This is a genomic window from Tepidanaerobacter sp. EBM-49 (assembly GCF_001896645.1).
Taxonomy (GTDB): Bacteria; Bacillota; Thermosediminibacteria; order Thermosediminibacterales; family Tepidanaerobacteraceae; genus Tepidanaerobacter; species Tepidanaerobacter syntrophicus.
This window is the reverse complement of the sequence record NZ_MPPE01000034.1, coordinates 1-24,105: the sequence shown is the minus strand read 5'-3', so window position 1 is coordinate 24,105 and position 24,105 is coordinate 1. Positions and strand designations below refer to the sequence as shown.

21 protein-coding genes are annotated in these 24,105 nt (G+C 38.1%); 19 read left to right on the top strand and 2 right to left on the bottom strand.

What is annotated here, in order from left to right:
* Positions 1 to 221 precede the first annotated feature (221 nt).
* The 6 genes from recD2 (at position 222) to BUE08_RS05275 (ending at position 7,902) form a co-directional block, all read left to right on the top strand.
* On the top strand, positions 222 to 2,429 hold the full coding sequence (gene recD2, locus BUE08_RS05300) for an SF1B family DNA helicase RecD2 (RefSeq protein WP_059032496.1): 2,208 nt from the start codon (positions 222 to 224) through the stop codon (positions 2,427 to 2,429).
* 18 nt (positions 2,430 to 2,447) lie between these two features.
* A complete protein-coding gene (larE, locus tag BUE08_RS05295) occupies positions 2,448 to 3,284 on the top strand; it encodes an ATP-dependent sacrificial sulfur transferase LarE (protein ID WP_059032495.1) in 837 nt (278 codons plus the stop codon).
* Positions 3,266 to 4,027: a nickel pincer cofactor biosynthesis protein LarB gene (larB, locus tag BUE08_RS05290; protein WP_114272602.1), complete on the top strand. Its 762-nt coding sequence runs from the start codon at positions 3,266 to 3,268 to the stop codon at positions 4,025 to 4,027. Before larE ends, larB begins: the two co-directional genes overlap by 19 nt.
* A gap of 2 nt (positions 4,028 to 4,029) precedes the next feature.
* Positions 4,030 to 5,217, top strand: a complete 1,188-nt coding sequence (gene larC, locus BUE08_RS05285) for a nickel pincer cofactor biosynthesis protein LarC (RefSeq protein WP_059032493.1) — start codon at positions 4,030 to 4,032, stop codon at positions 5,215 to 5,217.
* Between the two features lie 97 nt (positions 5,218 to 5,314).
* The gene (gltX, locus tag BUE08_RS05280; RefSeq protein WP_059032492.1) at positions 5,315 to 6,790 is read left to right on the top strand and encodes a glutamate--tRNA ligase; all 1,476 of its coding nucleotides are present in this window, start codon (positions 5,315 to 5,317) and stop codon (positions 6,788 to 6,790) included.
* 311 nt (positions 6,791 to 7,101) lie between these two features.
* Positions 7,102 to 7,902 carry a L,D-transpeptidase gene (locus BUE08_RS05275; protein ID WP_059032491.1) on the top strand — a complete coding sequence of 267 codons (801 nt, stop codon included), beginning with the start codon at positions 7,102 to 7,104 and terminating at the stop codon, positions 7,900 to 7,902.
* Here the strand turns inward: BUE08_RS05275 and BUE08_RS05270 are convergent.
* Together BUE08_RS05270 and fba are read right to left on the bottom strand one after the other, a co-directional pair.
* Positions 7,892 to 9,421, bottom strand: coding sequence for a M1 family metallopeptidase (locus tag BUE08_RS05270; protein ID WP_059032490.1), 1,530 nt, complete (start codon positions 9,419 to 9,421; stop codon positions 7,892 to 7,894). The genes BUE08_RS05275 and BUE08_RS05270 overlap by 11 nt on opposite strands.
* 426 nt (positions 9,422 to 9,847) lie before the next feature.
* On the bottom strand, positions 9,848 to 10,798 hold the full coding sequence (fba, locus tag BUE08_RS05265; protein WP_059032489.1) for a class II fructose-1,6-bisphosphate aldolase: 951 nt from the start codon (positions 10,796 to 10,798) through the stop codon (positions 9,848 to 9,850).
* 190 nt (positions 10,799 to 10,988) lie between these two features.
* Here fba and BUE08_RS05260 point away from each other — a divergent pair, with 190 nt between their 5' ends.
* The 13 genes from BUE08_RS05260 to BUE08_RS05200 all read left to right on the top strand — a co-directional run.
* Positions 10,989 to 12,659, top strand: coding sequence for an ABC1 kinase family protein (locus tag BUE08_RS05260; protein ID WP_286680525.1), 1,671 nt, complete (start codon positions 10,989 to 10,991; stop codon positions 12,657 to 12,659).
* 21 nt (positions 12,660 to 12,680) lie between these two features.
* A complete protein-coding gene (locus BUE08_RS05255; RefSeq protein WP_059032487.1) occupies positions 12,681 to 13,136 on the top strand; it encodes a hypothetical protein in 456 nt (151 codons plus the stop codon).
* A gap of 68 nt (positions 13,137 to 13,204) precedes the next feature.
* Positions 13,205 to 14,350: a glycosyltransferase family 4 protein gene (locus BUE08_RS05250; protein ID WP_059032486.1), complete on the top strand. Its 1,146-nt coding sequence runs from the start codon at positions 13,205 to 13,207 to the stop codon at positions 14,348 to 14,350.
* A complete protein-coding gene (locus BUE08_RS05245; protein ID WP_059032485.1) occupies positions 14,334 to 14,813 on the top strand; it encodes a DUF4330 domain-containing protein in 480 nt (159 codons plus the stop codon). The genes BUE08_RS05250 and BUE08_RS05245 overlap by 17 nt, the downstream gene beginning before the upstream one ends.
* Positions 14,814 to 14,893: 80 nt before the next feature.
* A complete protein-coding gene (locus BUE08_RS05240) occupies positions 14,894 to 16,807 on the top strand; it encodes an O-antigen ligase family protein (RefSeq protein ID WP_059032484.1) in 1,914 nt (637 codons plus the stop codon).
* Positions 16,804 to 17,895, top strand: coding sequence for a glycosyltransferase family 4 protein (locus BUE08_RS05235; protein WP_286680524.1), 1,092 nt, complete (start codon positions 16,804 to 16,806; stop codon positions 17,893 to 17,895). The genes BUE08_RS05240 and BUE08_RS05235 overlap by 4 nt, the downstream gene beginning before the upstream one ends.
* Before the next feature lie 80 nt (positions 17,896 to 17,975).
* A complete protein-coding gene (csaB, locus tag BUE08_RS05230) occupies positions 17,976 to 19,097 on the top strand; it encodes a polysaccharide pyruvyl transferase CsaB (RefSeq protein WP_213951308.1) in 1,122 nt (373 codons plus the stop codon).
* Entirely contained in the window at positions 19,094 to 19,840 is a 747-nt protein-coding gene (locus BUE08_RS05225; RefSeq protein ID WP_059032481.1) for a WecB/TagA/CpsF family glycosyltransferase, read from the top strand. Before csaB ends, BUE08_RS05225 begins: the two co-directional genes overlap by 4 nt.
* 12 nt (positions 19,841 to 19,852) lie before the next feature.
* The gene (locus BUE08_RS05220; protein WP_059032480.1) at positions 19,853 to 20,704 is read left to right on the top strand and encodes a YitT family protein; all 852 of its coding nucleotides are present in this window, start codon (positions 19,853 to 19,855) and stop codon (positions 20,702 to 20,704) included.
* Between the two features lie 22 nt (positions 20,705 to 20,726).
* On the top strand, positions 20,727 to 21,557 hold the full coding sequence (locus BUE08_RS05215) for a transketolase (RefSeq protein ID WP_083497665.1): 831 nt from the start codon (positions 20,727 to 20,729) through the stop codon (positions 21,555 to 21,557).
* Between the two features lie 18 nt (positions 21,558 to 21,575).
* Positions 21,576 to 22,505, top strand: a complete 930-nt coding sequence (locus tag BUE08_RS05210) for a transketolase family protein (protein ID WP_213951306.1) — start codon at positions 21,576 to 21,578, stop codon at positions 22,503 to 22,505.
* 123 nt (positions 22,506 to 22,628) lie between these two features.
* Positions 22,629 to 23,324: a DUF1638 domain-containing protein gene (locus BUE08_RS05205; RefSeq protein ID WP_238142645.1), complete on the top strand. Its 696-nt coding sequence runs from the start codon at positions 22,629 to 22,631 to the stop codon at positions 23,322 to 23,324.
* A gap of 598 nt (positions 23,325 to 23,922) precedes the next feature.
* Positions 23,923 to 24,105: B12-binding domain-containing protein (locus tag BUE08_RS05200; RefSeq protein ID WP_286680523.1), on the top strand; the 183-nt coding region annotated here is incomplete at its 3' end.

The following is a 24,105-nucleotide window of genomic DNA, read 5'->3' as shown; positions in this document are numbered from 1 at the left end:
TATTTCTTCTTAAATGATTTACCCTTAGTTTTAAGCCCCCCTTCTTTCATGGCGAGGCCCTGAAAGCAAGGGTCTTTTTTTATCTCAATTAAAACATTTTAAAAGCCGGCCTTTTATGACGTTGATTTTCCGGTAGTTGCAGGTATATTCAAAAAATGCTAAAATAAACCAGAGGCTGAGAATAAGCAGCATTTACGTAAAAACATTTTGGAGTGCAGTCAATGATCGAATTAAGTGGTATAGTTGAGAGAATTACATATTACAACGAGAAAGACGGCTTTTCCGTTATAAAATTTTCCGTAAACGATAACGAGGATTATAAAGATGAAACAGTTACGGCAGTGGGATATTTTCATTGCCTTGAAACAGGAGAGAGGCTAAAGCTGAAGGGGGATTGGATACTTCATAAAGATTACGGTTACCAGTTTAAAACTGAATTTTATGAGGTAATTACGCCGGCTACAATAAATGACATAGAAAAATATTTAGCCTCCGGAGCAATTAAGGGGATAGGTCCTGCTACGGCTAAAAGGATCGTCGATGAATTTGGCGAAAAAACCCTTGAGATCTTGAATAGTTATCCTGATGAACTTTTAAAAATTCCCGGTATTGGTGAAAAAAAATTGAATATGATAACTAAATCCTATGAAGAACAACGGGAAATTCGGGATATTATGCTGTTTTTACAGCAATATGGTATTGGACCGGCTGTAGCCGTAAAGATATATAAAAAATATAAGGAGAAAGCAACTCAGGTTTTAAAGGAAAATCCGTATCGTCTGGCTGACGAAGTAGAGGGTATAGGTTTTAAAACAGCTGATTACATTGCTCAAAAGATGGGCATAGAAAATAACTCTATGGAGCGCTTAGAAGCAGGTTTAAAATATACATTGCTCAAGGCAGCTGATGAAGGCCATGTCTTTCTTCCTGCCGATAAACTGCTTTATAAAACCTCAGAATTATTGGGAGTTGAAAGTGAACTTTTAAATCAGCCGCTTTTAGCATTAGAAGAAAAAGAAGAAATTGTTATCGATAGAAGCTGGGGTAGCAGTGAGGTATACCTGGCTGCTTTTTATTATTTGGAAAAATCTATAGCGCGTAAACTTTTTTTACTTGCCCAAATGATAGACAAACCCCTTGAAATAACGGACGAAACTATAAATGAAATAGAAAAGTTGTGCAAAATCCAACTTGCCAAGCGCCAGCGCGAAGCCTTGGAAAAAGCTGCACAAAATGGCGTAATTGTAATAACAGGGGGGCCTGGAACAGGAAAGACTACTACAATTCAGAGCTTACTTAAGTTCTTTGAAAAACACAAACTTAAAGCAGCCCTTGCTGCGCCTACAGGCAGAGCTGCAAAACGCATGGCAGAAGCTACCGGTAAAGAAGCAAAAACAATCCACAGGTTACTTGAATATAATGCATTTGAACATGGTGCCATGGCCTTTGGGAAAAATCAGGAAAGTCTTTTGGAGGAAGACGTAATTATAGTTGATGAAATGTCAATGGTAGACATAACTCTTATGTATCATCTGCTGTCTGCCGTAAAACCGGGAGCCCGCCTTATCTTAGTAGGAGATAAAGACCAGCTTCCATCGGTGGGACCGGGCAGTGTTTTAAAAGAAATTATTGAAAGTGATAAGATTTCGACAGTAGTCCTAGATGAGATATTTAGACAGGCACAGGAAAGCATGATCGTTGTAAATGCCCATAGGATAAATAAGGGGTATTTTCCGTATCTTAACGTAAAAGACAAAGATTTCTTTTTTGAACAGGTGCTTTCCCCTGAGGACATTTTAGAGACAATACTTGAAATGGTTAAAGAAAGACTTCCTAACTATGGAAATTTCGATCCTTTTGAGGATATTCAAATTCTGACACCAATGAAAAAAGGCATTGTGGGCGTAATAAATTTAAATGAGCGCCTGCAGCATATTTTAAATCCGCCTTCTACCTCCAAAAAAGAATGCAAATACCATGGACAGCTTTTTCGGGAAGGCGATAAGGTTATGCAGATTAAAAACAATTATGAGAAAGAGGTTTTCAACGGCGATTTAGGCCGCATAACGAATATTGATGAGGATGATGATATAGTTACTGTTACATTTCAGGATATTCAACAAGAAAAGAATGTAACATATTGCGGACAGGAAATTGAAGAGTTGAATCTTGCATATGCCCTTTCCGTCCACAAGAGCCAGGGGAGTGAATTTCCGGCGGTTATAATACCGATAACTACGTCCCACTATGTAATGCTTCAGCGAAATCTATTGTATACAGCGGTTACGAGAGCTAAAAGATTGCTTGTGTTGGTAGGCAGCAAACAGGCCTTGACACTATCTATACAAAATAACAGAGCACTAAAACGTTATGGACATTTGAGCGATAGGATAATTGAAGAATTTTCCTGCGGAATATATCCTACATAAAAATGAAGGAGCAAATAAATGCTAGAACAAAAAATAGATCGGCTAAAAGATGAAATTCAAGCATTAAAGCGCTTAGCGGTTGCGTTTTCAGGTGGCACAGACAGCGCCTTTTTACTAAGGATGTGCACAGATACGCTTGGAAAAAATAATGTGCTTGCAATAACTGCTGATTTTGAAGGGCTTTCAAAAAAAGATTTGGAAGAGTCTCGAAGATTCACAAAAGAACTTGGCTTGCAACATAAAATTGTCAAATTAACCGTTTTAGATATTCCTGATGTTGCAAATAACCCGCCGAATCGCTGCTATTACTGCAAGAAAAAGCTCTTATCAGTTATAATTTCTGCTGCAAGCAGTAGAGGTTATGATAACGTAGTAGAAGGTTCTAATATAAGCGATACAGCAGATTTCAGGCCTGGTATGAAGGCTATTGAGGAGATTGGAATTAAAAGCCCGTTAAAGTCAGCCGGTTTAACAAAGGAAGAAATTCGCGAAGCTTCAAAAAAACTAAAGCTTTCTACATGGAACAAACCTTCTGCTGCCTGCCTCTTTTCGAGAATTCCTTATGGTGAAAAGATTACTTTAGAAAAAATAAAAAGAGTCTCGGATGCAGAAGAAATATTGAGCGCTGAAGGCTTTGGGCAATTCCGCGTTCGCAGTCATGGGGATTTGGCACGAATAGAAGTGCTGCCCGAAGAAATAAACAAGTTTTTAGAAAGAAATTTTCGTGATAAAATAACTCATGAGTTTCGACGGCTCGGCTTTAAATATGTAACAATAGATCTTGACGGATATAGAATCGGAAGCATGAATGATGAGCTAAAAGAGGAGGACAAGCTATTTTGGAAGAAAAATTAAGGGAGTTATTAGAAAAGCTAAGGACAGGCAAACTTACAACCGAAGATGTGATGCTTAAGCTAAAAAAGTTACCATATGAAAATTTAGATTTTGCCAAAATCGACAACCATAGAGCGCTAAGGCGCGGAATACCTGAAGTAATATACTGCCAAGGTAAAACCACATCTCAAGTTGTAGAAATAGCAAGACATATGGCAAAAAACGGAAGTAATGTGATCGGCACGCGAGCAGATCTTAAAACCTTTCACGATGTCCAAATGATTGCACCTGATGCAAAATATTATGAGGATGCGCGAATTTTTGCCATTATAAGGGAAAAAGTACCCCAAAATACAGGCACAATCGCGGTTGTAACAGCAGGCACATCCGATATACCTGTTGCAGAAGAGGCTGCTGTAACTGCGGAACTTTTTGGAAACCCGGTAGAAAGACTTTATGATGTGGGAGTAGCTGGCATACATCGGTTGCTTATGAACGTGAATGCACTTCAATCAGCTACTGTTATAGTGGTTGTAGCCGGAATGGAAGGGGCACTGGCTAGTGTAGTCGGAGGCCTTGTAGATAAACCTGTAGTTGCTGTTCCAACAAGTGTTGGATATGGAGCAAATTTCGGAGGACTTTCCGCTCTTCTTGCAATGCTCAACAGCTGTGCAGGCGGAATTTCTGTAGTAAACATCGATAACGGTTTTGGTGCTGCTTATGTAGCCCACCAAATTAATCGGCTGGCCAACAAGGAGGAATAAATGTGTCAATTTTGTACCTGGACTGTTTTTCAGGCATAAGTGGTGATATGTTTTTAGGAGCTATGCTGGATTTAGGCCTCGATCAGGAAAGATTTTTAAGACAACTCCAGACTCTTCCTTTAAATGACGAATATAGCATAGAAATAAAAAAGGGAATAAAAGGTGGGATTACAGGAACTGATGTTGTAGTAAAAACTCATGAACACCACCCCCACAGAAATCTTTTAGATATATATGCGATAATCGATGGCAGCGCATTAGAGTATGATATAAAACAAAAGAGCAAGCAAGCTTTTTATAAATTGGCTAAAGCAGAGGGTAAGGTTCATGGAAAACCTCCTGAGGAAATTCATTTTCACGAAGTAGGAGCCATCGATTCAATAGTCGATATAGTAGGAGCATGTACACTTATAAGTATGCTAAATCCCACGAAGGTTTATGCGTCTCACATAAATGTAGGATCAGGGACGGTTAATTGTGCCCATGGTATCTTACCTGTGCCCGCACCGGCTACTTTAGAACTTTTAGAAGGCATCCCTATATATTCTGGAGAAGAAGCAGGGGAATTTACAACACCTACAGGTGCTCTTATTTTAAATATATTTGTAGATAAATTTGGCAGCATGCCCTTAGGGATTCCTGAGAAAATCGGCTATGGGCTCGGAAAAGCCGAAAGAAAGTCTCCAAATGTTTTAAGAGCAGTGCTGCTAAAGGAACTTGACCGAATGGAAAGCGAGTATGCGGAGGGCTTGGAAAGAGATGCCGTAGCTATATTAGAATCTAATATAGACGACATGAACCCTCAATTATATGAAGCCATTATAGAAAGGCTTTTTCAGGAAGGAGCGTTAGATGTATTTTTAACGCCGATAATAATGAAAAAAAGCAGGCCGGCCGTAAAACTTACGTGTCTTTGCGCGCCAAATAAGAAACAGCATTTATCTCAGATAATACTTAAAGAAACCACGACTTTAGGAGTAAGAGAATTACTTGCAGGTCGTATAAAGCTTTCCAGAAAAATAGAAGAGATAAATACCCCTTTAGGGAATCTTAAAGTTAAAATAGCTAAAATCGGCGATGAAACAATAAAAGCTGCACCTGAGTATGAAGATATGAAGATTCTTGCAAAAAACAACAATATACCTTTACTAAAAGCCTATGAAATTGTAAAGCGATATTTGACAGTCTAAAGAGCTAATTCTTGTAAAGCATAAATTATAATGCTATACTGTTTTAAGCGATTAAATTTTTTGTCCAGCACTATTTACTTGAGATAGGAGTGTTTTTATGTCAAACAACGTAAGAGTAAGATTTGCACCGAGCCCCACTGGAAGTTTGCATATCGGTGGCGCACGGACAGCGCTTTTTAACTTGCTTTATGCAAGACATAATAATGGAGTTTTTGTGTTAAGAATAGAGGATACTGATACAGAGCGATCTACAGAAGAATCTGTCAATCAGATTATACGTTCATTAAAATGGTTGGGCCTGGATTGGGACGAAGGGCCTGAAAAAGGTGGACCTTTTGGACCTTATTTTCAGTCAAAGCGCCTTGACATTTATAAAAAAGAGGTTGATAGACTTCTTGCAGAAGGAAAAGCATATTATTGCTACTGCACGCCTGAAGAACTTGCCGAAAGAAGAGAGGCTGCGCTTAAAGCCGGAAGGCCTCCCAGATACGATGGTCGCTGCCGAAACCTTACCCCGGAAGAAAGAAAAAAATTTGAAGATGAAGGAAGAGCTTATACAATAAGACTAAAAATGCCGGAAAAAGGTCAGACAGTAGTCGAAGATCTAATTCGCGGCACAGTAGTATTTGACAATTCCACCTTAGATGATTTAATAATTGTAAAATCCAATGGTATTCCTACATATAATTTTGCTTGTGTAGTGGATGATAACGCAATGAAGATAAGTCATGTTATAAGAGCAGAGGAACATCTTTCGAATACTCCTAAACAAATACAAACGTATCTTGCTTTAGGATACAAACTTCCCCAGTTTGCTCACTTACCCATGATACTAGCACCTGATCGCAGTAAACTTAGTAAACGACATGGAGCAACATCAGTAGAAGAATTCAGAGACCAAGGATATCTTGCACAAGCGATTATAAACTATCTGACACTGCTGGGTTGGTCGCCGGAAGGAACAGAAGAAATCTTTGGTATGGATAAAGCAATAAAAGAATTTACCTTAGAAAGAGTTAATAAGACAGCTGCAATTTATGACGTGAAAAAGCTTGCGTGGATAAACGGCCATTATATGAGAGAACTCGATTTAGATTATATAACAGAGCAAACAATACCATTTATGATTAATAAGGGTATTATTACTGAAGAATATGCTAAAAACAATTTTGAATACATTAAAAAGACAGTTGAAATCTCCAGAGACAGAGCCAAAACCTTAGATGAACTGGCGGACGGTATAGCTTTTTTCTTCAAAGATATAACCGAGTATGATGAAAAGGGTGTTAGAAAACATTTTACAAAAGAAAACGCTGCGAAGCTTTTAATGCTGGGTGCAGAGGCATTAGAAAAACTAGAAGATTTTACTCATGATAAAACAGAAGAAGCTTTAAGAAGTATAACCGATGAAATGGGTCTTAAAGCCTCAGAGATAATACACCCTACAAGGCTTGCCATTACCGGCAGAACTGTAGGGCCGGGTCTTTTTGACATAATCGTCCTTTTGGGCAAAGAAAAGACCGTAGAGCGTATGAGAAAAGCTGCAGAATGGATTAGCAACAAGAGCAATTAGTTTATTTTTTCACCTGGATGAAATAATTAAAAAATTGACCGATGCATAATGCATAAAAGCCCCGAAAAAAATCTAAAACTATTATATTAATAACCTAGTGACAAAAAACCATCTTATCTGCATGGTTTTATTTATAAGAGTAAATACAAATTTTTCAAGCAGCCGCTTTGAAACATAAGCTGTGCTGCTTTTTTGTCTTAAATGGCATCGTAAATAGATTAATGTGTAATGATATTTGTAGAAAAGTATGATATTATTTGATGTAGTGCAATCATAGAGTTGTTAAGACTTAAAAGCAATGAGGTGTAGACTTGAAGCCTACTAAAGTGATTATTTCTTTGATTATACTGACCCTAGCTGCAATGATGCCGTGGATAATCAAAGAAAAAACTGAGTTTTCTCCACCCTTGACAGAAAGTGCAGAATCAGAAAATATCATATGGGAAAAACCGGAAATTGGTATATTGCAAGAGATTGAACCAAAACCATTAAGTAAGTTTCCAAGTAAGATAACCGTCTTAAAAGCCAATGAAATAACAGCCATTAATATCAGAGAGCTGCCGTCTTCAGATTCCAAAAGCTTAGGTGTAGTCTATGGAGACTTGGTAAATGTAGAAATTATAAAAAATTTGGATAATGGATATACAGAAGTGAAATGCAGAGACTATAGAACAATGAAACCAATTTGTGGTTTTGTTCCCACAGAATACATACAGGAAGTTGATTTAAATGAAAAATTTGGGGTAATAGTTGATTTAAGCGAACAAAAGGTAGATATTTACGAAAATGATAAAATTATTAAAACTTTTTCCTGTTCAACCGGTCTAGATGAAAATAATTGCAGCACCCCTGAAGGCTTATATCGTATAGGTGAAAGAGGAGATTCTTTTTATAGTCCTAATTACAAACAAGTTGGCTACTATTGGGTAAGATTTAACAACAACTATTTATTCCACAGCGTTCCCTTTGATGAAAATAAAAAGATTATTGAAGAAGAGGCAGAAAAACTAGGTCAAAAAGCATCTCACGGATGTATACGTCTTTCCCTTGATGATGCCCTATGGTTTTATAATAGCATGCCTCGGGGAACTCCGGTCATAATCACGGATTAAACCATTTTTTATAGAAGCTCTCATCAAGAGCTTCATATTTTTTATCTTTAAGGAATTCTTCAAACTCCCTAAGCGTGACATTTTTATATTTAAAGGTTTCGCAGTAAGACCTAAAAAAGTCCAATAAATTCTCTTTGCCGATTTGATTTCTTAAATCATCATAAAACAGCACGCCGCCAATATATACAGTAGAAAAATAATCTTGCTGACTTTTAAAAGCCGGAAGGGGGTCTAACATGTGTGAGCGGTTTTTTATAACAAAATCTTTTGAGCCTATTACAAATTTTTCAAAGTAGGAATCTTTGCCGGGAGCTCCGTAGCGATTTTCAAAATAGTATAGAGTGGAAAATTCAGTGATTCCTTCATCTAACCAGGGTTCGGTTATTTGGTTACTTCCTACTAAGTTATACCACCATTGGTGAGCTACTTCATGGGCGGTGGACCTTTCAAGGGAAAGATTTGAAATATTTGATTGAGTATATTTCGCATTATCCATCATTATAAAAGTAGGAAACTCCATTCCTCCCGGATAATAATTGGCTTCGGCTATTCGAAGCTCCGGGTATGGGTATTTGCCAAAAGATTCATTGAAGATTCCCAAGGCATATTTTGCGATATTCAGTGCCATAAATCCGCCTTCCTTATCTTCCGGATAAAAATAAGATGTTATAATTATCCCATCGATTTCGTCAGATGAGGTCTGATAGTTGTTGCTTATAGCTGCGCCGAATTCTCGAATGTTGTCTATAGAGTAAATATAAACAACTTTATTACTTCGAACTTCATTTTTTTCCAAAGAGCCGGAAGCCGCAACAACAAAATCTTTAGGTACTGTTATGCTTACCTTGTAATCGGCCATATCACTGTAAGTGCAGTCACCGATAGCGTAATGCTTTTCCAAACTCCATTTTCCACCGTTATTTACCGCAAGAATCGGGTACCAGTTACCCAATGATACAGTTATTTTATCATTTCCAAATGTCTGGTATCCAAAGCGAAAGCGCGCTTTTGGTATAGTAACTTCAAATTGCATATGTAAGTTTGAGAAATTGCCGGCAGATATAGGTTCGGCTAGAAATAATTTCAGTATTTCGCCGCCTTCTTCAAAAGACCATTTAATATCTTTATCTTTCTGCTTAACTTGCTTTATCTGGATGGCGCCATAGCTAAATCCTTCCGGAAAAACGCGGGAAAGGTCGCCTTTAAAAAAAGGAACTCTGGAAGGACTGGAAAAAATATTAGGATAAAGATGAAAATAAAGTATGTCATATACCTTTTCTGTTTTATTTACGCAAGTAAAGTCCATGACAGCTTTTATTTTATCTTTTCCGTCATATTCAGCATCGATAGCATATATATTCCTTTCGGGAATTGCTTGAGCAGAGTAAGTTTCTTGAGATTTATCTGGCACTTGGCTTAAAGGAGACTGCGTCATAGAAAGCATAAAAATATTTTTTGCAAATAAGAATATCAAAAACAAAGCAATTATTACCAAAGCAAATGCAACAAATTTTTTCAAATCAAAATCCCCCTGAGGATTAAAATCAATTTACGTTTCCATATATTTCATATTATACTCATTTCTATGCAAAAATACTAAATCCTTCTAAGCTGAAAGAAAAAACTACATATATTTCTAAACTAAAAAACTATGTATCTCAAAATTTAAGTAGAAAAACTGCCTTTACTACAAGGCATGGTTACTTCTGCAAAGCTACACAAAGTGGCTTTGTATGAGCACTACCTAAATTAGCTTTGTAAGTAAAGCGTATCTAATAAAAAGCTCTGCTAAGTGGAATTTTAGCAGAGCTTGATTGTTCGTCCGGCATGTTTACGATGGGTCAAAAGAAACCCCATCGCCTAACCAGCGGGAAGATAACCCGTACTCGATTTACTGTCATTTTGAGCGCTAGAAAAAATATTTTCTATTTACCTAATGTCACTGCTATAAGGAAGAAATACTTTCAGGAGCCTTTCCGCTGCAACCCAAGACATCTCTCATCTTATGTATTACCATTTGCTTTATCGCTTCCCGGCCGGGTCCTAAATATTGGCGAGGGTCAAAATGAGATGGATTTTCTGCCAAATACTTTCTAATAGATGCAGTCATGGCAAGACGTAAATCCGTATCTATATTTATCTTGCAAACACCCATTTCAGCTGCTTTTCTAAGCATATCTTCCGGTACTCCCTTTGCACCGGGAATCTGGCCACCATATTTATTGCAAATCTCAACAAATTCTTGCGGTACAGATGAGGCACCGTGCAAAACAAGTGGGAAATTAGGCAACATGCTAGAGATTTTTTCCAGGCGCTCAAAATCAAGCCTAGGTTCTCCTTTAAACTTATAGGCTCCATGGCTTGTGCCGATAGCAATTGCAAGGGAGTCCACACCTGTGCGCTCTACGAATTCTACTGCTTCATCCGGATCGGTAAAAGCGGCATCTCGTTCTGATACGCTTACAGCATCTTCAATCCCTGAAAGCCTGCCTAGCTCAGCTTCCACCACAACTCCTTTTGAATGGGCATAATCCACAACTTTTTTTGTAAGTGCAATATTTTCTTCAAAAGGATATTTTGAACCGTCAATCATTACTGAAGTAAAGCCATCGTCGACGCAAGCCTTACATATTTCAAAACTGTCACCGTGGTCTAGATGAAGGACTATTGGCAGACCACTGTATTCGACCGCTGCTTCCACTAACTTTTTAAGATAGACCGGCTGGGCATATTTTCTAGCGCCGGCAGATACCTGCAAGATAAGAGGAGCATTTTCCTCCTTGCCTGCCTCAACAATACCCTGTATTATTTCCATATTGTTGACATTAAATGCGCCTATGGCATACCCGCCTTTATACGCCTTCTTAAACATTTCTTTTGATGTTACCAATGGCATAAGCTACACTCCTTCTGCTAAATTACTACAAGTATATTACAAAAAACAAAAAAATTAAAGGCTGAGGTTATCCAATCGATAAATTCAGTGCTGAAATTAGTTTTATTAACCTGCTGATAATTGCTTTTTAAATTAGATAATTGTTTTTAGGTATGATAAAATAGAGTCATCATGGGTGGGAGGGTTTTTCTTGTTCAAGAGTCAAATTAGCTCAACTTACCATCAGGCCAAAAGATACAGACAAATAATGAATGTATTGATAAAATATGGATTTGGTTACCTTGTCGAAAAAGTCGGCATAATTATACCTAAAGGATTTAAACAAAAAAACATAGATCCTTCCGGCAAACTGACAACGCCGCAAAAGATTGTTATGATGCTAGAAGAACTTGGCCCTACCTTTGTAAAGCTTGGACAGGTTTTAAGTACTCGACCTGACTTGCTTCCGCCAGATTATATAAAAGAACTTAAAAAGTTGCAAGACAATGTTGCACCTTTTGATTTTAATGAGGCAAAAGCTGAAATTGAAGAAGAACTTGGCGGCAATATGAGAAATATATTTTTAGTTATTGATAAAGAACCATTGGCCGCTGCTTCGATTGGACAAGTCCACAAAGCGGTTCTGAAAAATGGTGATGAGGTTGTTATTAAAATTCGAAGGCCAGGGATAGAAGAAATAGTGAACGCTGATTTGGAAATTATGCTTAATCTTGCACGATTGGTAGAAAAGCATATTCCAGAAGCGAAAATATATGATCCGGTTGGTAAAATTGAGGAATTTGCAGATGCAATGCATAAGGAATTAGATTTTACAAGAGAAGGTTACAATATAGATAAGTTCCGGCAAAATTTTAAAGACGATGAGACAATTTATGTTCCAAAAGTTTATTGGGAAGCCACATCTAAGAAGATATTAACATTGGAATATATTCGTGGATATAAGATAAGTGAACTGGATAGTGCATCAGAAAACAATTTAGATAAAAGAAAGATTGCTGAAAACGGCGCAAGAGCCATGATGAAGCAAATATTCATACATGGATTTTTTCATGCCGATCCGCACCCTGGCAATATAATAATAAGGCCTGACGGTAAGATAGTGTTCATAGACTTTGGCATAGTCGGGCGAATTGATAAATATACCAAAGATAAGATTGCGGACTTAATGATTGGGATAATAAATAAAGACGTCAAAAAAATTACTGATGTGCTTCTTGAAATTAGTCAGTCTGAACAAGAGCCGGATATTTCGAAAATAGAGTTGGATATTGAGGATTTACTTGACCGATATTATGGAAAAGAGTTAAAAGACGTAAATGCATCAGAACTTTTAAACGAGGTTTTTATTATTGTTGCAAAATATAAGATAATTTTACCGTCAAACTTCACCCTTCTTTTAAAAGCAATCATGACAATAGAAGGTGTGGGGCTTGAGCTATGTCCCGATTTTAACATATTTGAAACCGCAAAACCTTTTGCAAAAAGGCTCCTTCGGCAACGTTACAGCCCTGAGTATTTAGCACAGAGTGCAGTTTCGACAATGCAAGAATTTAATAAATCCCTTATGCTTATCCCAAAGCTTATTAATGGATTATATCAGCGCACAAAAATTAACAGTATCAAAATCGATTTTGATACCCCGGGAACCTCAAAGGTTATTATCGAACTTCATAAAATGGTAAATCGATTAGTTTTTAGCCTGATAGTGGCTGCATTAATAATTGGCTCATCCCTTATAATTCAGGCAAATGTTGGGCCGTTTTTCTATAATTATCCTTTGCTTGGAGTTGCAGGATTTATTATTGCAGGTTTTCTGGGGGTTTGGCTCATTATTTCTATACTTCGCACAGGCAGAATGTAAAAAATATTTGGAGGCATGAAAATGAGAAGAATTTCTAGATTATCAATTCTTTTAATAGCATTAGCGGCTGTTTTGGTATTTAGTATCAATGTTAAAGCAGATGTAGCAGAGCCTGGTTCTGAAGCTGATCCGGTAGTTACAAAAAGTTATGTAGACAAAGTCTTGGCTGATTTAAAGCAGTATGTTGATTCTAAAAGCGGTAATTCTGCCAGCCTAGAAATAGTTTATATGGAAAAGGGGCAGCACATTTTAGGTGATAAAGGCACCGAAATGATTTTAAGAAGCGGAATTGCAACTGCCGTAGACAGTGGCAACGGAGGTCTGGCAGATGTTACACAAGGAAAAGATATAGTAAATGGCGAGAATATATCCCAAAACCATCTTCTTATTGTTCCAAGAGAGGACGGCCGAGGGATGAAGGCAGAGAATGATAATGTTGTAGTGCTTGTCAGAGGAAATTACACATTAGAGCAGTAAACTTTACTTTACTTTATTATGATGGTATACTTTTTTTAGCAAATTCCTCGGAGAGAGAGGCTATTTTAATGGAGAAACTTACGGTATTATTGGCTTTGATGGCTCTTGATGCCGGCGGAGCCGAAACTCATGTTATTTCTCTGGCCAAACAATTAAAAAAACGAGGGGTCGAAGTTATCGTTGCTTCCCACGGAGGCAAATTGACTGAATTCCTGGAGAGCAATGACATAAAGCATTATACTTTGCCGCTGGACAAAAAATCTCCGATGGCTTTAGCGTCTTCTATAAAAGGATTGACGGCTATTGTAAAAAAACATAAGGTTGATATAATTCATGCCCATGCGCGTATACCGGCCTGGGTATCTCAGTGGGTAAGCGTCCTAACGGGTTGTCCATATATAACTACATCTCACGGAATTTATTCTACGGGATGGGGTATGGGACTAATCAGTGCCTGGGGCCAAAAGGTTATTGCAGTCAGCGAAGATGTGAAAAAACATTTAATTGCAGGATTTAAAGTTAATCCGGATAAAATTTTTGTAATACCCAACGGCATTGACTTAGAACAATTTGACCCTAGTATTGATTCGTCGCCTGTGGAAAAACAATTAGGGCTGAAACATGAGGATTTAAAAATCGTATATATCAGCCGTCTAATGGGAGCCCGCGGCGAAATTGCATTAAGGCTTATAAAAGCCCTTCCTCAAATAAAAGATAGTTTCCCAAACGTAAAACTGATAGTCGTAGGGGAAGGGGACAAATATGAATCAATTGCAAAGATGGCCAATCAATATAACGAAAAAGCCCCAGAAAACAGTGTCATTGTTACAGGCGCAAGGCTTGATACTCCGCAAATTATGAATATGGCAGATGTGGCAGTAGGAGTGGGGAGAGTGGCCTTAGAAGCTATGGCAATGGAAAAACCTGTTATAATAGCGGGTGAAGCGGGATTTATGGGGATTTTGAAACCTGAAAACTTTGAGCTGGCTAAAAAACATAATTTTAGTGGCAGGGGTTCAAGCATGACAACAGATTCAGAAAATATTGCTTCCGCAATAAAAACACTGCTGAGCGATGAACAGCTTCGGAAAAGGTTGGGAAGTTTTGGAAGAGAAGAAGTTGCAAAATATTTTTCAATTGAAAGCATGACTAATCAGGTATTAAAAATTTATTATCAACTAATTGAGGAGGAAAAAAATGCACATAATAGATAACAAGGGCAGGATTTTTGGCCTGATAAATATCATAGATTTGCTCGTTATTTTGGTTATCCTGGCGGTTGTAGCAAGATTTGGCACAAAGATACATCAAAGTTCTGTAGGCTCTCAAGCAAAGGATATTGAGGCAGTGCTGTATGTCAAAGAAGTAAAAGATGCTACTGCAGATGTTATTAAAGTAGGGGATACAGTAAAAGAGACAAAAACCAATGGTGTTTTAGGAAAGGTTACCAATGTAGAAGTAAAACCTTCAGAAACATTAGTAGAAACTGCTGATGGGCGTATTGTTGTATATCCGAATCCGGTGTTGAAAGATGTTTATATTACAGTAAAGGGAACAGGTTCTGTAAATGAAAATGCAATCGTTCTTGGCAGCAACGAAATCCGCATTGGAACATCTTTGCAAATCAAGACAAATATTTACTCTGTAACATCAACTGTAATGGAAATAAATTTCTAGCAAAACAGGTTTGATTACTATCTCTAGGAGTAAATATACAGAAATCGTTGATTTTTAGAGGGCTTAAAGGAGGCTTGTAGGTGGAAAACAGTTTAAGCTCCTTAATACAAAATAGTATAATAATTAATATACTTAAACGTCTTTTTCAATCATCTTTGTATGAGAACAGCTCTTTTTATAAAGCTCTGCGAAAGTTGGGCGATGTTGTTTTAAAGGCATTTAGAAACAGTGGATTAAGGGCAATTTTTACATATAGAAATTGGGATAATGAAGCTATTGAAAATAGTAAAATTATATCTCCGGTCTTAAGACTAAGCCATCCGATTAATACACTTATAGACCTAGCTAACGATGCAATAAAAAGCAGCTTTTTAGTAGAAACTGTTCTTAAGGCAATTAATACCTTTATTCAGACTCCGCTTATTGCAACAGCTTATATTTTTTTGCCCTCTAGTTTTGCTGTTTTGGCTTTAAAAGTTTTTTTAGAAGGACTTGCGGTTAAAACGCTTGTATCCCAAATACTGTTTCTGTGCGCCATATTTTTTATTCTTTATTCTACCGCATCTTTAGATTCCATTTTGGGCTCTAGTATCATCTATAAGGTAGTTGATTGGATTTTTGATACAAATGATAAGCGCATACCAGAAAATCAGACTTCTTTAAGCGAAATATCAGTCCGAGATAAGCGTGTTTTAGCTTTGCTGGGAATATTTATCGGCATATTGTATTATTTTCTTACAAAAACTATTTTTATAAAAATCTTCGGTGCTTTGTGCGGTTCTGTTCTTATATACTTATGGCCCGCTATTGGGCTTTATCTTGCCGGTTTTTTACTTCCTCTGGCACCTACTACATATACAGCCGGAATTATCGGAATTACATTTTTGGCAGTAGTGCTAAATGATAAGTACAGATTCAAAGATGGCATGCCGGCCAACGTTTTACCTGCGATTTTATTTCTCATAACAGCGGTTATAGCGGCAATATTTTCTATTGCAAGAGGAGATAGCTTAAAGGTTCTTCCTCTCTATCTGATATATTTTATGTTATTTTACATTTCCCAAATCCTATTTCGCAATCCGAAAACTATAAAGAGAATGCTTATTGCTTTAGCGATGTCGGTATTAGCAATTTCCTTAATGGGTATATACCAATATTTTTTTGTAAAGGTTCCAACTGCTGCCGCGTGGGTGGACGTAAAACAGTTTCCTGAACTTGAGACAAGAGTTTATGCAACACTTGAAAATCCAAATGTACTAGGCGAATATTTAGGGCTTACAATACCTATTTTTCTTGGACTTTTTTTTGCAGTGGATAAATTTAGACAAAAAGTAGTAGTGCTCGGCGTTCTTGGATTATCATTTTTATGTCTTATATTGACATTTTCAAGAGGAGCATGGCTAGGACTTGCAGCAAGCGTAGTTATTTTCTCGCTTCTAAAGGCGCCGGTAATTTTAATTTTAATAATTGCAGCTGCCGCTGTTGCCCCTGCATTCTTGCCATCTGTTGTTTATGAAAGGATAGCAAGCATCGGCAGCCTAGAAGACAGCTCAAATCTGTATAGACTAACAATTTGGACTGCGGCTTTAAGGATGTTTAAAGATTATTGGCTGACAGGGGTAGGCCTAGGGTCTACAGCTTTTGCGTTAGTTTACAGAAATTACATGATCGCAGGTGCATCGGCTGTCCATGCCCACAACCTTTACCTTCAAATATCACTTGAAATGGGAATTATAGGGGTTTTTGCTCTGATATGGATGGCTTTTCGCGGGTTTTCTCAAGCTTTAAGCAGCATAGAGCGTCCTTGGAAAATGTCATACGTTTTAGCAGGTATTGCAACAGGTCTGCTTGGCCACCTGTTTCACGGCTTGTTTGATTATGTGTGGTACAGTCCGCGAATTGTTATGGCTTTTTGGATGCTTTCAGGGATGATGTCGGCTATGACATATATAAAATTACCTGACGATACCGCAAAGGAAGAGATATTGCAATGATAAAAGTCCTTCATGTGCTTTCTGATACAAACGTCGGCGGAGCGGGCAGATATATATTTAACTTATTATCCGATAAATACGAAACCTCTTTTGAAGCAGCGGTCGCCTGCCCAAAAGGCGGCGAGCTTGAAAAAGAGCTAAGGGAAAGAAACATTCAGGTATTTCCTTTGGAAGGCGGAGAAAGCTCTACTAATATGAGCCAAATAAAGAGCCTTCGGCGAATAATTTCTCAAGAAAAGTTTGATATAGTGCATACCCATGCGAGCTTTGCCGGCCGAATAGCCGGGAAAATGGCAGGGGCAAAAGTGGTAATGACACGCCACAGCATTATGGGCGGTGGTGCGGGCCCTGTAAAAAGAATGATTACCAGACTGATTTCTCGCATTTTTACAGATAAAATTATTGCTATATCTCGCGCTGTGAAGATAAACCTCATAGAAAGCGGCGTGCCTGCCGATATGATTACTATTATATACAATGGTATAGATACTACAAAGTTTGAGGGTGTTAAAAGAACTTTACGCAAGGAGTTGAACATAACACCAGACACACCGATAATAGGCATGGTTGCAAGGCTCGTTCCTGAAAAAGGTTATGAATATGCAATTAATGCATTTTACCGAGTAATAAAAGATTACCCCAATGCACTGCTTGTAATTATAGGCAGTGGATCACTGGAAAAAAATTTAAAAAATATGTGCTCTGAACTTGGAATAGAAAGTAACGTAATATTTATGGGGTATAGACAAGATGTTGAAAATCTTATGGCGGATTTTGATTTGTTTGTACTTTCTTCCGTAAGTGAAGGATTAGGACTTTCTCTGCTGGAGGCCATGGCTCTTGGTAAACCTGTTGTGGCTACTATAACAGGAGGCATACCTGAAGTGATAAAGGATGGAACCAACGGCCTTTTGGTTCAACCCGGAAACGATGTTTATCTTGCCGAAAGCATAGTAAAAATTTTATCTGACAAGGATTTAGCTCGAAGGCTGGGCGATGAGGCAAAAAAGACAGTAGTAGAAAAGTTTTCTTCAAAGACAATGATTGAAAAAACCGAAAAAGTTTATCAGGAAGTCTTACAAAGATAATTGATGAATTTGCATTTTGCCGTCCAGATTGAAAAATGACGGCAGTGCCGGAGGTTGGAAAATTAGGGGGATTTATCTCTATGAAAAGAGGAGAGAGATTGATGCAAAGAGTATTGGTTTCCGGCTATTATGGTTTTGGCAATGCCGGAGATGAAGCCATACTCATGGCTATCGTGGATTCATTGAAAAAATTGAAAAGCGATATAGAAATTACAGCTCTTTCGGCAGATCCTCAAAAGACTAAGGAATGTTACGGTATCAATGCTGTCCAAAGAACAAGTCCTCTTGCCATAATAAGAGAAATATCGAAAGCAGATTTAGTTATCAGCGGAGGTGGAGGCTTGCTTCAAGATGTTACAAGCAACCGATCGATACCATACTACCTTTTTATTTTGTATTTAGCAAAGAAGATGAATAAGAAGGTTATGTTTTATGCCAATGGTGTAGGGCCTGTCCTAAGAGAAATAAATAAGAGCATGATAAAACGTGTCGGGAATATGATGGATTTGATAACGGTAAGAGATGAGCAATCTCGGAAAGAGCTGGAAAACCTCGGCGTATCAAAACCCCCTATTATCGTTACCGCAGATCCGGCATTTGTCTTAAAACCAATAAGCGATGAAGAAGGCGCTAAACTACTCAAAAGACTTGATATAAATCTTTGCAGTGAGCGCATGAAAGTCGGTGTTTCAGTCAGACCATGGAATTTGAACAAAAATAGAGAGATAATAGCACAAGCTTGTGATTATCTGATAAAGGGCCGAGATTCAGAAGTTGTTTTTATACCTATGCAGCATCCCAAAGACTATTATGAATCCCTTGAGATTGTAAAATTGATGAAGGAAGAGGCTAAAGTTATTGCCGAACCTTTAAGCCCTCGAGAAATTCTTTGGCTTTGCGGAAAAATGGATTTAATATTTGGGATGCGTTTACATGCCTTGATTTTCGGAGCAATGATGGAAGTTCCATTAGTTGGTTTAGTATATGATCCGAAGGTAGAGCATTTTCTTCAAAGAATAGAACAGCCATCTGCCGGCAAACCAGGAGATTTAGACTTGGTAGGGCTTTGCAATTTACTTGAAGAAGCCATTTCAGATGCAGCCAAAAGCCAAAAACAGCTCCAAAAGAAAAAAGAAGAACTTACGGTCTTAGCAAATGAAAATGCAAAACTTGCTATAAAACTTTTGGAGGGGCACAAATGAATGCAGAAACCCGGGAACGTATGAATATCTTAGGGGTACTTTTAGATCAAACTGATTATCAAAAGGCATACCGACAAGCAGAGCGGTTCTTGGATTCTTCCGGTAATAAGGTAATAGTCACACCTAATGCAGAAATTATAATGGCGGCTCAGAAAAACCCGGAACTAAGAGCAGCACTGAACAGCGCAGACTTATGCCTTCCAGATGGAATAGGAGTCGTGATCGCATCTAAGATACTTGGAAAACCACTGGCTGAAAGAACAACAGGCTTCGATTTTATGATGAAACTATTAGAGCTAGCGAACAAAAAATCTCTTAGCTTGTTTCTTTTAGGCGGTAAACCGGAGGTTGCAGAAAAAGCAGGAGAAAAAATTTGCTCAATGTTTCCGAATGTAGAAATCGTGGGGTGCCATGACGGATACTTTGGAGAAAACGAAGAAATTGAGGTCGTTAATTTAATAAATCACACGAAACCAGATATTTTGCTAGTTGCTATGGGGTGCCCAAAACAGGAAATATTCATGATAAAAAACAAGAATAAAATGCAATTTAAAATTGCAATGGGCGTTGGGGGGAGCTTTGACGTGCTTTCCGGCAATGTTCAGCGAGCCCCTCAATTCGTGCAAAATATCGGGCTTGAATGGTTATACAGACTTATCATGCAACCTTCTCGCCTAAAAAGAGTAGGAGCATTGCCTGCATTTTTAGTTAAAGTAATATCACACAGGACAATAAACAATTAAAGAAGTGATAGAATGAAATCTAAGGCAAAAACATTAATTGTAGAGTATGCACAAATCGTCATAGGATCTTTTATCGGTGCACTCAGTCTGACAATGTTTCTTGTTCCGAATAAGGTCGCTGCAGGAGGGCTAAGTGGTCTTGCCACAGTACTTTATTATCTTTTTAAGTTGCCTGTAGGCTGGACGATGCTTGTCTTGAACATTCCGCTTTTTGTAGCGGCAGTTGTTTTTTTAGGAAAAGGTGTCGGCATAAAAACTATTGTTGGAACGCTGCTATTTTCACTTTTTACGGAGATGACCGCAGGTTTCCCAGTTGTGACGACCGATTTATTACTTGCTACAGTTTATGGCGGCATACTTTTAGGAATTGGCCTGGGCATAATATTCAGAGTCAGAGGTTCTACAGGCGGAACTGATCTTGCGGCGATGATTCTCAATCATTTTATTTCATCAATAAGCATTGGCCAAGGAATAATGATTATTGATTTTTTTGTTATAATATTAAGCGGAATAACTTTCAGCTGGGAACTTGCGATGTATGCCTGGATAGCTTTGTTTATAAGCAGTAAAGTCATAGACATCATTCAAGAGGGATTTAATTACGCTAAAGCTGTTTACATAATTTCAAACGAAACAGAGGCAATATCTCAGCGAATTCTTTCAGATATGCAGCGCGGATTAACCTTCCTTAAAGCAGAAGGAGGTTTTACAAGACAAGATAAAAATGTTTTATTATGTGTTATAACACGTATGGAGGTTTCTAAGCTAAAAAACATTGTTTATCAAACCGACCCCCGAGCCTTTGTAATAATTCATGATGTGCATGAGGTTTTAGGAGAAGGTTTTACCTATAAAAACGATTAAAATATCCAAGGAGTGATTTTACGTGAACGAAGTATCTTGCGAAGCCATAGAAGAACTCAACAAAAAAGCCCTCATAATACGGCGCCACATAATTGAAATGATTACCGAAGCAGGTTCAGGACACCCCGGAGGTTCCCTTTCAAGTGCCGATATATTAACAGCACTGTATTTTCATGTAATGAATATAGACCCTAAGAATCCAAAGTGGCCGGAAAGAGACAGATTTGTTCTTTCAAAAGGACATGCCGCACCTGTGCTTTATGCCACATTAGCCGAAAGAGGGTATTTCCCGAAAGAGGAACTTATGACCCTTAGAAAGACAGGTTCAATGCTTCAAGGCCATCCTGATATGAAAGTAACTCCGGGAGTAGACATGACCACAGGCTCCCTAGGGCAAGGCCTTTCCTGCGCAAACGGAATGGCTCTTGCAGGAAAACTTGACAAAAAAGACTACAGGGTTTATGTCCTTATGGGAGATGGAGAGCTGGAAGAAGGACAGATTTGGGAAGCTGCTATGACATCAGCTCACTACAAACTGGATAATCTTACAGCGTTTGTAGATCATAACGGCCTTCAGATAGACGGCCCCATTGAAAAAGTAATGTCGCCTGAAGTAGTACAGGACAAATTTAAAGCCTTTGGTTGGAATGTAATAGACATAGACGGCCATAACATCGCTCAAATCATCGAAGCTACAGAAAAAGCCAAGCAAGTAAAAGGCAAGCCCACCGTCATAGTTGCAAAGACCATAAAAGGCAAGGGAGTTCCCTTTATGGAAAATCAGGCAGGCTGGCACGGCAAGGCTCCTAGCCGAGAGCAAGCTGAAGAAGCCTTAAAAGCCTTATCCATATAATACTTGGAGGAGATACAGATGACAAAAATCGCAACACGTGAAGCCTACGGACAAGCACTTGCTGACTTAGGCGATGAGATAAAAGATATAGTAGTCTTGGATGCCGATCTTTCCGGCTCTACCAAGACATCGATGTTCGCAAAAAAGTTTCCCGAAAGATTTTTTAACATAGGCATAGCGGAACAGGACCTTATGGGAACCGCCGCAGGTTTTGCCACATGCGGCAAAATACCCTTTGCCAGCACCTTTGCCATCTTTGCAACAGGCAGAGCCTTTGAACAGGTGAGAAACTCCATATGCTATCCGAAACTAAACGTAAAAGTAGCTGCAACTCACGCAGGCCTTACAGTAGGAGAAGACGGAGCAACCCATCAGTCCGTAGAAGATTTAGCTCTCATGAGGTCAGTTCCGAATATGACCGTAATAAACCCTGCCGATGCAGTAGAAGCTAAAAAAGCCGTAAGAGCTGCTGCTCTTTATGAAGGCCCTGTATATCTTCGCTTTGGAAGATTTGAAGTAGAAACCGTATTTAATGACGACTATAAGTTTGAAATCGGCAAAGGAAGTGTTTTAAGAAAGGGAAGGGATGTAGCAATAATCGCAACAGGCATCATGGTAATAGAGGCATTAAAAGCCGCCGAAATTCTCAAAAATGAAGGCTTAGATGCCATGGTAGTAAACATAAGCACATTAAAACCCATAGACGAAGATATAATACTTGATGCCGCAAAGTGCAAAGCTATTGTAACAGCTGAAGAACACTCTGTCATAGGAGGCCTTGGCAGCGCCGTTGCAGAGGTGCTCTCAGAAAAAATGCCTACCCCCATGTACCGAGTTGGAATAAGAGACCAATTCGGACAATCCGGCAAACCGGAAGAACTTTTAAAACTTTACCATCTGACTGCGCAAGATATAGCTGAAGCGGCGAAGATGGTAAAAAATAGATAACAAACAGCAATATAACCGGTGCTTTTAAACACCGGTTTTCGCTATTGACAAAATTTCTAAAAAATCTTATAGTATTAGTAATAGCCGTATATACAATTATAGATATCATGGACGGTGATGGCAGTGGAAGAAAAACAAATTCTTGTTATTGCTTGCCAGACAATCAAGCATGAGCTAGAGGCAGCAATGAAAAAAACAGGCAAGGTGTATCCAACTATTTTAATAGATTCTGATTATCACAATGATCCTGACAAACTGCGCATGGTAATTCAAGAAAATATAGACTCAGCAAAAGATAAAAAAAGAATTCTTCTTGGTTATGGCTGCTGCGGTAATGCATTAGTCGGGGTTAAAGCTACCACTGCCGAATTGGTGATTCCTAAAACCGATGATTGCATATCTATGATGCTCAGTAGAAAAGGGGAAGAGTTTAATCGCACAAGCAATACTTATTTTTTGACTAAAGGGTGGATGGAGTCTCCTAAGAGTCTTGCAGGGGAATATTACAGAGCGCTGGAAAAATACGGCGAAGCTAAAACGAAACGGATTTTTGAATTAATGCTCAAAAATTATGAGTATCTGATGATAATAGATACAGGAGCCTATGATTTAAGCGAATGTATGGGAAAAGCTGAAGAGATAGCCCGGTTTACAAAGTTAAAGCTCATTATAGAGCAAGGAGATGTTTGGTATTTAGAAAAGTTACTAACAGGCCCTTATGACAATGATTTTTCAATAATACCAAAGGGCGAAAAGATAAAGATAAGCCATTTTGGGTATGGGAATATTCCTGAAATGAAGGAGATAAACGTTATTTAAATTTGGCCATACCTACCTCTGGGTAGTTATTTAAAATGTATGCCTACTTCTTTTTGACGAAGTAGGCAATTTTTATTTTGCATAGACATCCACTGGCATAGCCAGTGGATAAAAAGCTTTAGCCTTTAAAGCAATACAAAAGTTTGCGAAACATAAACCGCTAGCTGATCAGGTGCAAGATGCTTGTTAAATATGAGACAAAAACAATAATACAAAATATGTTTAAAAGTGAATTTAGACACAAACTATAAAAGGTTCAAAATATCTTGACAAATATATCTAAGCTGTTATATACTCGTAGTGAGACAAGTATATACAGCAAGCAAGTAATATTTCCCGGGATATTATAGCAATTACTATGTACAATTTCTCAGGCATATAAATATTTATAATATTCTATTTTTATCTATTGCAAACATAGATTTGTTGTAATTTAAGTGGGAGAATTGTATTTAGTAAATTTTGAATTTTGCAAAGGAGGTGACATAACCCAAAAATTTAAATAAATTCGGTTATGTTTATAGGTCTTTGCAGTTTTTATGTACAGAAATTATCGCATACTCTTAATTAATCTATCAATCATAAGGGGGAAGGTAAAGTGCTTGATGAACTTTTCAACAAAATAGTAGATATGGATGAAGAAGGCGCAGTAAGTCTTGCTAAAGAGTATCTTGAAAAAGGCGGAGATGCTCAAAAACTTCTAGATGTATGCAGAGATGCTATGGCTGTTGTAGGAGATAAGTTTGAAAAAGGCGAGTATTTTCTTTCAGAGCTTCTCTTG